This is a genomic window from Inquilinus limosus (assembly GCF_002195995.1).
Classification (GTDB): Bacteria; Pseudomonadota; Alphaproteobacteria; order DSM-16000; family Inquilinaceae; genus Inquilinus; species Inquilinus limosus_C.
In genome coordinates this window covers 15,551-29,724 of record NZ_NHON01000077.1, presented here as the reverse complement: position 1 = coordinate 29,724, position 14,174 = coordinate 15,551, and the positions used below count along the sequence as shown (strand labels likewise).

13 protein-coding genes are annotated in these 14,174 nt (G+C 70.3%); 5 read left to right on the top strand and 8 right to left on the bottom strand.

Going from position 1 to position 14,174, the window contains the following annotated elements; all coding sequences use genetic code 11:
- The coding region (locus BWR60_RS27830) for an MFS transporter (protein WP_144445786.1) at nucleotides 1–832 on the bottom strand (832 nt) is incomplete at its 3' end.
- A gap of 137 nt (nucleotides 833–969) precedes the next feature.
- On the opposite strand from BWR60_RS27830, the gene BWR60_RS27825 reads away from it, so the two are divergent.
- The gene (locus BWR60_RS27825) at nucleotides 970–1,746 is read left to right on the top strand and encodes an AraC family transcriptional regulator (protein WP_088155135.1); all 777 of its coding nucleotides are present in this window, start codon (nucleotides 970–972) and stop codon (nucleotides 1,744–1,746) included.
- Nucleotides 1,747–1,843: 97 nt separating this feature from the next.
- Nucleotides 1,844–4,882 (top strand): calcium-binding protein, encoded by a 3,039-nt coding sequence (locus BWR60_RS27820; RefSeq protein ID WP_088155134.1) that lies wholly within the window; start codon nucleotides 1,844–1,846, stop codon nucleotides 4,880–4,882.
- A gap of 18 nt (nucleotides 4,883–4,900) precedes the next feature.
- On the opposite strand, the gene BWR60_RS27815 is transcribed toward BWR60_RS27820, so the two are convergent.
- The 3 genes from BWR60_RS27815 to BWR60_RS27805 form a co-directional block, all read right to left on the bottom strand.
- On the bottom strand, nucleotides 4,901–5,839 hold the full coding sequence (locus tag BWR60_RS27815) for a S1/P1 nuclease (RefSeq protein ID WP_088155132.1): 939 nt from the start codon (nucleotides 5,837–5,839) through the stop codon (nucleotides 4,901–4,903).
- A gap of 108 nt (nucleotides 5,840–5,947) precedes the next feature.
- A complete protein-coding gene (locus BWR60_RS27810; RefSeq protein ID WP_088155130.1) occupies nucleotides 5,948–6,913 on the bottom strand; it encodes a patatin-like phospholipase family protein in 966 nt (321 codons plus the stop codon).
- Nucleotides 6,910–8,430: a bifunctional metallophosphatase/5'-nucleotidase gene (locus BWR60_RS27805; RefSeq protein WP_088155128.1), complete on the bottom strand. Its 1,521-nt coding sequence runs from the start codon at nucleotides 8,428–8,430 to the stop codon at nucleotides 6,910–6,912. The genes BWR60_RS27810 and BWR60_RS27805 overlap by 4 nt, the downstream gene beginning before the upstream one ends.
- Before the next feature lie 100 nt (nucleotides 8,431–8,530).
- Here BWR60_RS27805 and BWR60_RS27800 point away from each other — a divergent pair, with 100 nt between their 5' ends.
- The 3 genes from BWR60_RS27800 (at nucleotide 8,531) to BWR60_RS27790 (ending at nucleotide 11,209) form a co-directional block, all read left to right on the top strand.
- Complete coding sequence (locus BWR60_RS27800) at nucleotides 8,531–9,886, top strand: NAD(P)/FAD-dependent oxidoreductase (protein WP_088155126.1); 1,356 nt, start codon at nucleotides 8,531–8,533, stop codon at nucleotides 9,884–9,886.
- Nucleotides 9,887–10,117: 231 nt separating this feature from the next.
- Nucleotides 10,118–10,846, top strand: coding sequence for a type 1 glutamine amidotransferase (locus tag BWR60_RS27795; protein ID WP_088155124.1), 729 nt, complete (start codon nucleotides 10,118–10,120; stop codon nucleotides 10,844–10,846).
- Between the two features lie 18 nt (nucleotides 10,847–10,864).
- Complete coding sequence (locus BWR60_RS27790) at nucleotides 10,865–11,209, top strand: MmcQ/YjbR family DNA-binding protein (protein WP_088155122.1); 345 nt, start codon at nucleotides 10,865–10,867, stop codon at nucleotides 11,207–11,209.
- Nucleotides 11,210–11,405: 196 nt separating this feature from the next.
- Here BWR60_RS27790 and BWR60_RS27785 read toward each other — a convergent pair whose 3' ends face one another.
- From BWR60_RS27785 to BWR60_RS27770, 4 genes are all read right to left on the bottom strand, one after another.
- Nucleotides 11,406–11,975, bottom strand: a complete 570-nt coding sequence (locus BWR60_RS27785; protein WP_088155120.1) for a cytochrome b — start codon at nucleotides 11,973–11,975, stop codon at nucleotides 11,406–11,408.
- A 121-nt stretch (nucleotides 11,976–12,096) separates the two neighbouring features.
- Complete coding sequence (locus BWR60_RS27780; protein WP_088155118.1) at nucleotides 12,097–12,621, bottom strand: RBBP9/YdeN family alpha/beta hydrolase; 525 nt, start codon at nucleotides 12,619–12,621, stop codon at nucleotides 12,097–12,099.
- 56 nt (nucleotides 12,622–12,677) lie between these two features.
- Nucleotides 12,678–13,577, bottom strand: coding sequence for a haloalkane dehalogenase (locus BWR60_RS27775; RefSeq protein WP_088155116.1), 900 nt, complete (start codon nucleotides 13,575–13,577; stop codon nucleotides 12,678–12,680).
- Complete coding sequence (locus BWR60_RS27770; RefSeq protein WP_088155114.1) at nucleotides 13,574–14,167, bottom strand: TetR/AcrR family transcriptional regulator; 594 nt, start codon at nucleotides 14,165–14,167, stop codon at nucleotides 13,574–13,576. The genes BWR60_RS27775 and BWR60_RS27770 overlap by 4 nt, the downstream gene beginning before the upstream one ends.
- Nucleotides 14,168–14,174 lie beyond the last annotated feature (7 nt).

Below are 14,174 nucleotides of genomic sequence, written 5' to 3'. Positions count from 1 at the left end.
CCACCGTCCCCACCGCCACCGCGCCGAGGAAGATGAACAGGTGGATCTGCGCCTGCTGCACCGACACCCCGAAGGTCTGGATCAGGTAGAAGGTGAAGTAGCTCGTCAGGCTGGCCAGGTAGATGTACTTGGAGAACACCAGCATGCCGAGGATGCCGAGCGAGAAGCCGACCTTGCCGCGCGACAGGGCGATCGGCTGCACCGGGCGGCGCGGCTTGGCCGCCATGCTGCGGCGGTGCCGCTGGTACCAGGCGCCGACCCCGGTCAGCACCAGGATCGCCAGCAGCGCCGCGGCGGAGAACCAGCCGATGCTGGCCTGGCCGCGCGGCAGCACGATGAAGGCGGCCAGCAGCGGCCCGATCGCCGAGCCGATATTGCCGCCGACCTGGAACAGCGACTGCGCCAGGCCGTGCCGCCCGCCCGACGCCAGCCGGGCGATGCGCGAGGATTCCGGATGGAACACCGAGGAGCCCATGCCGACCAGGGCCGCGCCCAAGAGCAGCATCGGGAAGGTCGGCGCGACGGAGAGCACGATCAGCCCGACCAGGGTGAAGCCCATGCCGACCGGCAGCGAATAGGGCTGCGGCTTGCGGTCGGTGTAGAGGCCGATCGCCGGCTGCAGGATCGAGGCGGTGAGCTGGAACACGAAGGTGATGAGACCGACCTGGCCGAAATCGAGCCCGAAATCCGTGGCGAGCATCGGATAGAGCGCCGGAAGCAGCGACTGCATCATGTCGTTCAGCAGATGGCTGAAGCTGATCGCGGCCAGGATGGTGAAGACCGTTCCGTCGGCGTCGGACCTGCGGTCCGGGGTCAGTGTTCCACTCGTCATTCCCAAGAGTCCCGATGGCCGCTGAGCGGCGCATCACTAAGGCATCCGGCGGCGGGAGTGCCGTCGGCTCGGCCAAGAATACGCCTTCCCGCCCGACCTGCTTTCGTGCTTTGGTCTATTGCTTTTGCGAGTGGGCCATGCGCAACACCACCTTCGTCCATGAAGATGCGCCCCGGGCGGTCGTCGCGCTCGGCAACGACTATCCGGCGCATTACGTGATCCTGCCGCACCGGCACCGGCGGTCGCAGCTGCTGTATGGCAGCAACGGCGTGCTGATGGTCCGGACCGAGCAGGGGCGCTGGGTGGTGCCGCCGGAGCGCGCGGTGTGGATCCCGGGCGGCATCACCCATGACGTGCAGCCGATCGGCGCGGTCAAGGTGCACAGCGTCTATGTCGAGCCGGACGCCGTGCCCGGCCTGCCGACCGACTGCCGCGTGGTCGGCGTCTCGGCGCTGATGAGCAGCCTGTTGATGGAGGCGGTGGACCTGCCGCTGGAATATGACCTGAAGGGCCGGGACGGGCTGGTGATGGCGCTGATCCTGCAGGAAATCGCGCGGATGCCGGTGCTGCCGCTGAACCTGCCGCTGCCCGGCCATGCGGCGCTGGCGGCGCGCTGCCGGCGGTTCCTGGAGGGGCCGACGCCGCATGACACGATCGACGACTGGTGCGGCGCGCTGGGCATGAGCCGCCGCGCCTTCACCCGGCTGTTCCGGCAGGAGACGGGCTTGAGCCTCTCCGCCTGGCGGCAGCAGGCCTGCCTGTTCGCGGCCCTGCCGCGGCTGGCGGCGGGGGAGGCGGTGACGGCCGTCGCCCTCGACCTTGGCTATGACAGCGCCGCCGCCTTCACCACCATGTTCAAGCGCCTGCTGGGAGCGCCGCCCAGCCGCTATTTCGCCGGGCACAAGGCCGGTTGAGGATTTCTGTCCGGCGCCCCAGCGATGACACAAATTTCTTAAAACTGGACCCATAGTCTGAGCATGACGTGAACGATCGTTTCGCAAGGGGGAACGCATGGCGACGCTTACGGGCACATCGGGCAATGACATCCTTAGCGGCGGCGCGGGGGACGATACGCTCCTGGGCGAGGCAGGCGACGACACTCTGTACGGCCTGGGCGGCAACGACACCCTCACCGGAGGGGCCGGGGTCGACCTGCTGCAGGGCGGCGACGGCAACGATATCCTGCGCGGTGGTGCCGGAGCGGATGTCTTCATCGGAGGGGCCGGCCTGGACCTCGTCTCCTATTTCGAGAGTGCCGCGGGCGTCTCCATCAACCTGACCACCGGCGTCCATCATGGCGGCGATGCCGAGGGCGATTCCTTTCTCGACACGATCGAGAGGTTCAGCGGCAGCAATTTCGCCGATCTGATGATCGGTGCCGGCAACAGCGAGGCGCTGAGCGGATATGATGGCAACGATCGCCTGCTCGGGATGGGAGGCGACGACACGCTCGACGGCGGCGCCGGGGCGGACCTGCTCGATGGCGGCGAGGGTGACGACAATCTGAAAGGCGGTCTCGGGGCGGACAGCTTCCTCGGCGGCAACGGCGCCGACACCGTATCCTACACCGACAGCGCCACGGGCGTGTCGGTGAACCTGTCGACCGGCGTCAATCACGGCGGCTCGGCCGAAGGCGACCGGTTCCTGGACCGCATCGAGATCGTGCATGGCAGCGTGTCCGCCGACGTCATCATCGGCACCGCGCTCGAGGACATCCTCTTCGGCGAGGCCGGGAACGACGATCTCCGGGGTGGCGCCGGCAGCGACACGCTTCGCGGCCAGGCCGGGGCCGACCGCCTCGATGGCGGCGACGGCGATGACAACCTCGTCGGCGGCACCGGGGCGGACAGCTTCCTCGGCGGCGGCGGCGTCGACACCGTGTCCTATGAGGACAGCACGGCGGGCATCCAGGTGAATCTGGCGACCGGCGTCAACCATGGCGGCTCGGCGGAAGGGGACCGCTTCCTGGATACCATCGAGCTCATCGTCGGCTCGAACCTGAGCGACCTCATGGTCGGCGGGCTTGGCGACGACATGCTGCGCGGCGGGATCGGAAACGACCAGCTCGAGGGCGGGGACGGCGATGACACGCTGGATGGCGGGAACTGGAACGACCGGCTCGAGGGCGGGATCGGGGACGACACGCTGCGGGGCAGCGCCGGCCAGGACCGCTTGCTTGGAATGGACGGAAATGACGTCCTGATCGGCGGGGACGGGGCGGATATCTTCGCCGGGGGCGCGGGCATCGACACTGTCAGCTACGCGGATGACGACAGAGCTCATTTCATCAGGCTGGACCTCGGCTTCGTGGGCCGGGGGGGCGAGGCCGAAGGCGACACGTTCGAGGATCTGGTCGAGAACGCCATCGGCGGTCGCGGCTACGACACGATCATCGGCAACAGCCTCAACAACACGCTGAACGGCGGCGGCGCCGMCGATCAGCTGACGGGGCTGGGCGGGGACGACCTGCTGATCGGCGGCGCCGGGGCCGACACATTCCGGGGCGATGCCGGGATCGACACCGTCAGCTATGCGGACAGCGCGGCCGGGATCACCGTTACCCTCGCGCCGTTGCCCCGTGGCCAACACAACCTCGGCGGCGACGCCCTCAACGATCGCTTCGTGGACGAGATCGAGAACGGCATCGGCAGCGCCTTCGCGGATTCGATCACCGGGAACAGCCTCGACAACACCCTGAACGGCGGTGCCGGCGACGACCGGCTTGCCGGTCTGGGCGGCTCGGACCATCTGATCGGCGGCGCCGGGGCCAACCTGCTGGACGGCGGCATCGGCGACGACGATCTGCTGGGTGGCCTCGGCGCCGACAGCTTCACCGGCGGCGCGGGCACCGACACCGTGTCCTACACCGACAGCGCCGTGGGCGTGTCGCTGAACCTGGCGACCAACGTCAACCATGGCGGCACGGCCGAGGGCGACCGCTTCCTGGATCATATCGAGATCGTGCATGGCAGCGTGTTCGCCGATGCCATCATCGGCACCGCGCTCGACGACATTCTCTTCGGCGAGGCGGGGAACGACGATCTCCAAGGCGGTGCCGGCAACGACAAGCTTCGTGGCCAGGCCGGGGACGACCATCTCGATGGCGGCGACGGCGATGACAGCCTTGTCGGAAGCGTGGGCGCGGACAGTTTCCTCGGCGGGGCCGGCATCGACACCGTGTCCTACGAGGACAGCACCGCCGGCGTCACCGTCGACCTCGGCGCCGGGACCGGCAGCGGCGGGACGGCCGAGGGCGATCGCTACCTCGACCTCATCGAGGTCGTCCAGGGCAGCAATCATGCCGACAAGATCACCGGCGACGTCGTCGTCGGGGGCACCTTCTATGGCGGGGGCGGCGACGACACCATCCGCGGGCACGGCATCGTCTATGGCGGGAGCGGCAACGATTCCATCAATGCCGATAGCACCTTTGCGGGCGACGACCAGATTTTCGGAGGCGAGGGCAATGACTCCATCAGCTTCGGCGGAGTCCACGCCGTCGTCGATGGCGGCAGTGGCGATGATTCCCTATGGCTGTGGCTGGGGCTTCGCTCCAATCCATTGACGGCCGACATCCGCGGCGGCGAGGGCAATGACCACATCCAGCTTGCCGTCCCCGACTGGACGTCGGGTCCTCATGACTGGGGCGACTACGCCATTGACGGCGGCGCCGGCGATGATGTCATCCGGCTGGAAGACTATGGTTTGAGCAAATTGACCGGCGGTGCGGGCAATGATGCCTTCAACTTCGCCTACACCTACTTCAACTCTCCCGACATCATCACCGATTTTACGTTCAACGAGCATGAGAAGGACAAGATCGGCTTCTACATGCCGACCGATCTGTCTCCCTACACCGATCTCCCGCCGAGCCACCTGATTTTCATCGGGTATGAGGCGTTCGGCGGCGTGGCCGGCGAATTGCAACTGGTCCGGACGGATCAGGGAACGGATGTCCAGATCGACTACAATGGCGACAAGACCGTCGACATGTCGCTCCATCTCGCCGGGGTCACGCAGACCCTGACGGCGGACGCGTTCCTCCTCTAGCCTGGGGTGTGCCGCCCCTCAGCGCAGCCCCTCGAACAGCGCCCCGATCCGCTGGCCGGCGGTGCGGAGCTGGGCCCGGCTGACCGCCCGGGCCCGCTCGACATAGCCGGGCGGCAGGACGGTGGCGGAGCGGGGCGAGGTGCCCATCCGCAGCTTCCCGCCATCATAGGCGACGTCATAGGCCAGCGCGCGGGTGTGGGCCACCCAGCGGGCGAGGGCGGTCTCGGGATCCGGCGACAGGGACTCGTCCTCGGCCGGCGGCGGCGGGTCCCGCACCAGCTGCGCCTCCAGCGCCCCGGAGACGCTCGCGGTCAGGTCGCCGGCCAGCCCCGCCGAATCCCAGAACCAGTGCAGGCGCATGGGCTCGGCGCCCGGCGAAGGGCGCACCCAGGACCATTGCCCGCCGGCATCGGTGATCGGGAAGCGCCAGGACATCCACATCGCGGCATGCAGCGGCTGATGCATGTCGCCGACGATGTGCATCACCCAGCACAGCGCGACCGCCCGATCGGCATCGGACGCGGTGGGGTCGCGCGCGATCGCGAGGTTGCGCGCGAATTCGGCCTGGGCGCTGCCGAACGCATAGGGAATGACGGAGCGCGCCGAGGACACGATGCGCTGGCTCTGGTGCCAGTCGGGATGGTCATAGGCGGTGCGCCGCACGGCGTCGGGCCAGATCGCCATCAGCTCGAAGGTCTCGCGCTCCCGGTCGCGCCCGGTCAGGTCGCCCAGCTGGCCGTCGAAGCGGGCGCGGTCCGGATGCGCCTGCATCAGCCGGAGGATGACGGCGATCGCCTGCGGGTCGCGCTGCTCCAGCAGGTCATAGGCGAGGACGCCGGTCGCCCTGTGGCCGTCGCCCAGCCAGGCCAGGGCCGGCTGCGGCAGCAGCAGCACCAGCGCCAGGAGCGCGCCGAGCCAGGCCGGCCGACGGCGACGCGGGAGGGTGAAGTCTCGCATCGGGGACCTCCTCCATCGGAACGCCCCTGATCCTGCCACACCCGGTGCCGCAGCGCGCCGGACCCGGTGTCGCGCTACCGCACGCAATCCGCCCCGATCGGCACGGCCCTACTTGGCCGGCGGCGCCTGCGGGTCCAGCCCGTAGGAGGTGACGCGCAGCGCCTCGTGGATGTCGGGGATCGCCGCCTCCGCCGCCGCGTAGCCGAGGTCGATCAGCTCCGCCGCCCGGTCGAACTCGGCGGCGCCGATATGGCCGAGCTTCGGGTCGATCGCCACGTCCGGCGGCTCGGCCGCCAGGCGTGTGCGGCCCATGCGGTCGAGGATGATGTTGAGCGAGGCCATCATCACCCCGAACAGGCTCGGCATGTCCGGGTCGCGCCGGAACAGCTTGCGGGCGACGCCGTTGATGCCGCCCAGAAGCGTGCCGCCCGGCATCAGCTCGAGGATGTCGAAGCCGGCGATGCGGGCATAGCCGCCCTCGGGCACCCGGGTCCGGCCCATGATGTCGCCGTTGAGGTTGACCGCGATCACCACCTCGGCCCCGAGCGCGCGGCAGACCGAGACCGGAACCGGGTTGACCAAGGCCCCGTCGACCAGCATGTGGCGGCCGATATGCCGCGGCGGGAACACGCCGGGCAGAGCGTAAGAAGCCTGGATCACCTCCGACACCCGGCCTTCGCGCAGGCAGACCTCATGGCCCGTGAACAGGTCGACGCAGACGGCGCCGAACGGCACGCCGAGATCCTCGACCCTGAGGTCGCCGAAGCTCTGGTCCAAAAGCCGGCCCAGCTTGCGGCCGCTGATCAGCGCGGGCAGGCCGAGGCCGAAATCGAGATAGGTGACCATGCGCTGCCGGTTCAGCCCGAGGGCCCAGGCCTCCAGCACGTCGAGCCGGCCGGAGAGATGGGCCGCGCCGGCCAGGGCGCCGACCGAGGTGCCGCACACCACCTGCGGCCGGATGCCGGCGGCGTCCAGCGCCCGCAGCACCCCGATATGGGCCCAGCCGCGGGCGATGCCGCCGCCCAGCGCCAGCCCCAGCACCGGCGGGACGGTGCCCTCGGCGTCGACGGTCATGAGGACCGCCGGATGCGGCCGTCGACCATCGGCGCCACCGTCTTCATCGCGGTGACATAGTCCATCACCACCGTCGCCATCAGCCGCGCGGCCGAGGCGTCGATCAGCACCTTGCCCTTGGTGAAGGCGGCATAGCCGTCGCCACCGCCGGCCATGTAGTCGTTGGTGGCGACGCGGTAGACCGCGGCATCGTCCAGCGGCTTGCCGTCGACGGTGACGGAGACCACGCGGCTGCCGGCCGGCTTGGCCGGGTCGTAGACGAAGGCGAGGCCGGAGATCTGCGGGAACCGGCCGGCGACGTCCTGCACCTGGGACACGCCGTTCTCCAGCCCCGCCCGGATCTCGGCGCCGGTCAGCTCCAGCAGCACCGCGAGATTGCCGAAGGGCAGCTCGGTCAGGATGTCCTTGCGCGTCAGCTGGGTGCCGGCGGCGATCAGCCGGTCGCCGCGCACGCCGCCGCCATTGATGATGGCGATCTGCGCGCCCGAGACGCCCCAGCGCAACCCGTCGGCGATCAGGTTGCCCATCGTCGTCTCCTCGGTCCGCACCGCGCCGCGCTGGCTGTCGAGCTCGACCGAGGTGGTGCCGATGACGATGCCCAGCGCATCGTCCAGCGCCTTGTTGAAGGCATCGACCTTGGTCTGGATTTCCGGGTCGGGCTCGACCCCCGCGGTCGGGCGCACCTCCCAGCTCGGCAGCACCGCGATCACCGGCCCGTCCTTGGTGTCGCGGGTCGAGATGTCGAGCTCGACCACGCCGAGATAGTGCGAATCGTAGCCGGCTTTGAAGATCAGGACGTTGTTCTCGTAGAACATGATCGGGTCGTGGTCGTGCCCGCCCAGCACCAGGTGCAGCCCCTTGACCGACTGCGCCAGCTGCCGGTCCTGGGCGATGCCGAGATGGGTCAGCGCCACCAGGATGTTGGCGCCCTCGGCCTTCAGCGCCTCGACCGCCTGCTTGGCGGTGGCGATGATGTCCGGGAAGCTGATGTCCGGCCCGGGGCTCGACAGCGTCTTCGTGTCCGGCGTCAGGATGCCGAGGAAGCCGATGGTGTAGTCGCCGACCTTGCGGGTGGCGGTGGCGATGCCGCCGCCGAAGGGCTTGCCATCCTTGCCCAGGACATTGGCGCCGAGCCAGGGGAACTTCGATTCGCCGATGCGCCGCGCCGCCAGCTCCGGCCCGTAGTCGAATTCGTGATTGCCCCAGACCGCGTAATCGATGCCGACGGCGTTGAACAGGTCGACCATCTGCGAGCCCTTGGTCAGGCCCGACATCACCGAGGGCGACAGCGTGTCGCCGCCGAAGGTGGTGATGCTGTGCGGGTTGGCGGCGCGGGCCTGCTTGAGCAGCGTCGCCAGCTGGCCGAAGCCGCCCTGGCCGCGCACCGGCCCGATCTCGTACACGTCATTGACATGCAGGAAGGTCAGCCGCAGCGGCGCCGTGGCCGCCCATCCGGGCAGCGGGGCCGCGGCGAAGACGGTGGCGAGCATGACCTGGCGGCGCGACGGGCCCTGCATGGCTGGATCTCCCTCCGGATGACGGTGCCAGAATGGACCGGCCCATCGCCGGATGTCATCCTCCGCTGCGTTGCGGACCGGTGACAAGTGAGCGGATCGGATGACGTCCCAGGATTTCCTCTATCATCCCGCCACCGCCGACACCGCCCGCACCGTGCCGAGCTATTGGGAGGCGACCGCCGGGCCGGCGCCGGAGGGCTGCGCGCCGCTGACCGGCGACGAGTCCTGCGATGTCGCCGTGATCGGCGGCGGCTACACCGGGATGTCGGCGGCGCTGCACCTGGCCCGCGACCTCGGCGTCGATGTCCGGGTGCTGGAGGCCGGGCCGATCGGCTGGGGCGCCTCCGGCCGCAACGGCGGCTTCAACTGCGTCGGCGCCGCCAAGCTGTCCGGTGCCGCGATGCTGAAGCGGGTCGGCCGCGACGAGGTGCGCCGCTACTTCGCCGCCCAGATCGAGGCGACCGAGCTGGTGGCGGCGCTGGCGCGGGACGAGGGCATCGATCTCGACCGCCAGGGCGATGGCGTCATCAGCGTCGCCCACAAGCCCGGCCGGGTGCGCGAGCTGGAGGAGGAGGCGCGCTGGGACCGCGAGGTCTCCGGCCTCACCTCGACGCTGTGGAGCAGGAGCGAGCTGCGCGAACGCGGCTATGCCGGGCCGGAGGCGCATGGCGGCCTGCACCACGCCGCCGGCTTCGGCCTGCATCCGCTGAAGTACCATCGCGGCCTGACCCGCGCGGCCCTGGCGCGGGGCGCAAGGATCCATGACCGCAGCCGCGTCACCGGCTGGCAGCGGGAAGGCGGCGGGCACCGGCTGGTGACAGCGGGCGGGTCGCTGCGGGCCAAGCGGGTGCTGATCGCCACCAACGGCTACACCACCGACGGGCTGCATCCCTACCTGGCCGGCACCTTCCTGCCGGCGCTGTCGAGCATCGTCGTCACCCGGCCGCTGAGCGAGGCGGAGCGGCAGGCCCAGGGCTGGACCACCGAGACGCCGCTGTCCGACACCCGCAACCTGCTGTTCTACTTCCGGCTGCTGAAAGACGGGCGGCTGCTGCTTGGCTCCCGCGGCGGCACCTGGGGCAGCCCGGAGGCGCTGGCGGCATACCGGCGCTGGCTGGAGGGGCGGATCGGCATCGCCTATCCCGCCTGGCGCGGGGTCGAGACCACGCATTTCTGGTCCGGCCTGGTCTGCCTCTCGGCCAATCTGACGCCGATGCTGGGCCAGGTGCCGGACGACCCCGGCGTCTGGTACGCCCTGGCCTATCACGGCAACGGCGTCGCCAGCGCCGGCTGGGCCGGCCGCGCCGTCGCCCATGCCATGACCGGCAGCCCGGTTCCGGGCGTCGGCATCCCGGCCTTGATGGCGGCGGCGCCGACCCGCTTCCCGCTCGGCGCTCACCGGCGCTGGCTGCTCAAGGCGGCCTATATCAGGTTCATGATCCAGGACTTGCTCTAGTATTCGCCCTCTCTCCCGTCATGGCGAGGCGCGCAGCGCCGTGGCCATCCAGGGGCCGATGCGAGCCGCCCTGGATGACCACGCCCCTTCGGGGCTCGCCATGACGGGTGAATAGGGGCAACGGTGCAAAGCTCCGACCCTGACGCCGGGGCCGCCCCGCATTCTCGGCATTTGGCGATGCGGCCGGCCGGCCCTTAGCCTTTCCGCGGACGGGCCTAGTGGAGCGATGCCGTGAAGATCCTGACCCTGCAGAACAATGACCGCACCCCATCGGGCCTGATCGGCGCAGCGATCGCGGAGGCGGGCGGGGTCGAGGATGTGCGGTTCCCGGAGCATGGCGACGCCGTGCCGGCCGACGCCGCCGGCCATGACGGGCTGCTGGTGCTCGGCGGCGTTCAGTTCGCGGGCGATGACGACGCCCATCCCTATCTGCCGGTCGAGCTGGCGGCGATCCGCGCCTTCGCCGCGGCCGGCAAGCCGGTGCTGGGCATCTGCCTCGGCGCCCAGCTGCTGGCCCGGGCGCTGGGCGGGACGGTGCGCCGCCATCACACGCCGGAGGTCGGCTTCACCGCGATCGAGGCGACCGAGGCCGCCGCGGCCGACCCGCTGCTTCAAGGCCTGACGCCGCTGCCGAAGCTGATGCACTGGCACTACGACACCTTCGACCTGCCGCAGGGCGCGACGCTGCTGGCCACCAACGGCGTCTGCGCCAACCAGGCCTTCGGCGCCGGGCCGGGCCTGTACGGGCTGCAGTTCCACCTCGAGGTGTCGGCAGAGATCGTCGAAGGCTGGGCCGATATGGTCTCGGAGGAGACCCGCGGCCGGTTCCCCGGCTTCTTCGCCACCTATCGTGACCAGCTGGCCAACGGCCTGCCCGGCGCTGCGGTCTTCGCCCGCCAGGTCGGGCTGCGATGGATGGAGATGGTGCGCGCGCAGGCGGAGGGCCGGCGGGCCGCCTGAGGACGGGGAGGGCGGGCGATGACCTTCGACGATGTCTGCGCCATCGCCCTGGCCTGGCCCGGCGTCGAGCGCGGCGCCTCCTACGGCACGCCGGCGCTGAAGGTGAAGGGCAAGATGCTGACCCGGCTGCGCGAGGATGGCGGGACGCTGGTGATGCCGGGCGTCGGCGTCGACGAGCGCGAGATGCTGATCGAGGCCGAGCCCGAGGTGTTCCACGTCACGCCGCATTACCGCGACTGGCCGATCGTGCTGATGCATCTGGCCAAGGCCGATCCCCGCGCGGTCGAGGCCCTGCTGCTCCGGCGCTGGCGCGCGGTGGCGCCGAAGCGGTTGGTCAAGGACTTCGACGCGGCGAAGGGGTGATCCGGACGTATCTGGTCGGCTTGCTCTACGGCCTCCTGGATCAAGCCTCCTCAGTGTCATTGCCGGGCTTGACCGGGCAATCCAGGGGCCACCGAGAGCGGCTCCTGAAAGCCCCTGGATCCTTGGGTCAAGCCCGAGGATGACAATAGAATGGGGTGAAGGCCGAGACCGGGCCTTTCCTTCGGCTGGAGAGCGATCAGCCCCGTCCCGGCAGCATCCGGTGCAGCACGCCGTCGCGCAGCGCGTAATGGTGGACCAGCGCCGCGGCCGCGTGCAGCCCGGCCAGGGCGATGATGATCCAGGCGACGGTGTTGTGCAGCCCGATCAGGCTCCGGGCCAGATCGCGGTCGGGGGCGAAGGCCGCGGGCAGCGCGAACAGGCCGAAGAATTGCAGCGGCTCGCCCTCGGCCCAGCGGAACAGGATGCCGAGGGTCGCCTGGGCCACCAGCAGCCCGTAGAGGGCCAGATGGGCCGCGCGCGCCGCCCAGCCCAGCAGGCCGGCACCGGCGGGCGGCAGCCGCCGCCCCGCGCCGCCGCGCCACAGCAGCCGCACGACCAGCACGACGGCCAGCAGGATGCCGAGCGAGACGTGGAGCGACTGGCCGGCCTGGCGGATCTCGCGCGGGAAGAAGCCCCAGCCCTCGGCCAGCAGGAACAGGGCGATCACCAGCCCGGCGGTCAGCCAGTGCAGGACGATGGTCGCGCCGTCGTAGCGGCTCGCGGCGTGGGTCGGGGCCGCGGTCGCGGCGGCCGGCTGGATCGGCATCTCGATGCTCGTGGCTGTGATCGCGATGGGCGCGGAAGGCCCCGAGCCCTGTTCGTTTTCACGTCTGGCCGGGGAACATCCGGCGGGGCGGGCGTTTCGCCGCAGCCCTGATGGAGTTTCGTTACAGCCGCGCCATCAGCATGGCGAAGCGGGTCAGCCCCTCCGGCCAGGGGCCATGGCCGCTGGCGCTGTCCAGGCCGCCGGCGTCGCCGGCATCGACGAAATGGCTGCCCCAGGCCGCCGCCAGGTCGTCGGCCACCGCCAGGGCGCAGCCCGGGTCGCTGGCGCTGGCGACCAGCAGGGACGGGAAGGGCAGCGGGTCTCGCGGCACATCCTCATAGCCGGGCGCGCCGGCGGGGTCCGGCGGCGCCACCAGCAGCGCCCCGACGACGCGGCCGTTCAGCCGAGGTGCCGCGAAGGCGACGGCCAGAACGCCCAGCCCATGGGCGATCAGCACCACCGGCCTGTCGTCGGCCTCGGCCGCCGCGACCAGCGCCTCCACCCGGCTGTCCCGGTCCGCCGGGTCGTCGGCGGCGCCGACCCAGCGCGCGGTCTTCAGCCGCGACTGCCAGCGCGCCTGCCAGTGGCCCTCATCGGGCGAGGCCAGGCCGGGGACCATGAGGATGTGGGCGTCGGAGGATTTCATGAGCCTGATCGGGTGCCGGGCGGGAGAGACCTAAGTGTGCCCGGCGCCGCCCCGGGTCAAGCGCCGGCCTTGTCCGGGCGGCCCTCGACCTCGGCGATGAAGGCGGCGACGGACCGGCCGATCGTCTCCGGGTGATCCTCCTGCAGATAGTGCAGGCCCGGGCCGAGCCTGACGTGCCTGCAATCCTGCAGCCTGCGGGCGAGATCCTCCGCCAGCTCGGGCGGGACGAGGGCGCCGGGGTCGGCGGAGAAGAGCAGCTTCGGGTAGGAGGATTCGGCGAGCGCCGCATGCGCCGCCTCCATCGTCGCGTGCACGTCGGCCGGCCCCCCGGCGATCGGCAGTTCGTTCGGAAGCCGCCAGGTGGGCCGCCGTGACTGCGGTGTCGGGAAGGGCGCGCGGTAGACGGCCATCTCGTCCTCGGTCAGTGTGCGCCGGACCCCACCGGGCAGCACCCGCTCGACGAAGAAATTGCCCTCCAGGATCAGGCCCTCCCCTTCGCCGGGCGTCCGGAACCGCCGGAAGATCTCGCGGGCCGGGACGCCGCGCACGAACTCCTCCCAGCTCGGGACCGGCCGGATGAACTCCATGAAGGCCAGGCCGCGCACGAAGTCCGGCCGGCGCGCCGCGAGGTGGAAGGCGAGCGCCGTCCCCCAGTCCTGCGCGACCAGATAGGCCGAGCCGATCCCCGTCTTTTCAATGAAGGCATCGAGGTACCGCACCTGGTCCTCGAAGCGGTAGGCGATGTCGGGCTTGCCCGACTGGCCGAAGCCGATCAGGTCCGGGGCGATGCAATGCGCCACTTCGGCGACATGCGGGATGATGTTGCGCCAGATATAGGAGGAGGTCGGGTTGCCGTGCAGGAACAGCGCGACCGGGGCATCGGTCCTGGCCGCCTCCCGATAGGCCATCTCCGACTCCAGCACGGGCAGCTTCGGCAATGTGATGTCCGGGATCATGGTGACGGCTCCTTGAACACCGTGGCGAAGGCGATGCGCTTGAAGCGCTCGAGCGGTTCGGCGTCGCGCGTGACCTTCATGCGGAGGATCGCCCCCTCCCAGGAGGAGAGGAGGAACTCGGCGAGATCCTCGGGCGCAAAGTCCGTCGCGATCTCGCCGGCCGCCTGGCCCTCGGCGATGCAGGCGGCGAAGGATCGTCGCCACTCGGCGAAGATCTCGCCCAGCCGTGCGCGCAGCTTCTCGCTCTGCGGTGCCGCCTCGAGGCTGAGGTCGCCGATCAGGCAGCCGCGGATGAACCCATCCCCGGCGAGGCGGTCGGTGATGGCGTCGAGATAGCGCCGCAGGCGCTGGCGCGGCGCGAGGCCGTCATCTCCGAGCGTCCCGGCGACGAGCCGCCTGACGTCGTCGAAATAGCGGTCGAGCACCTCGCGCGCGAAGTCCTCCTTCGACCGGAAGTGATTGGTGAAGGAGCCCTGCGGCGCCGGCGCCTCGGCCACGATGTCGCGCACGCTGGCGCCGACATAACCCTTTCGGAACATGACCTTGAGGCCGGCATCGAGGATCGCGTCGCGGAGGGAGTGTTTTGGCATGCAGGCA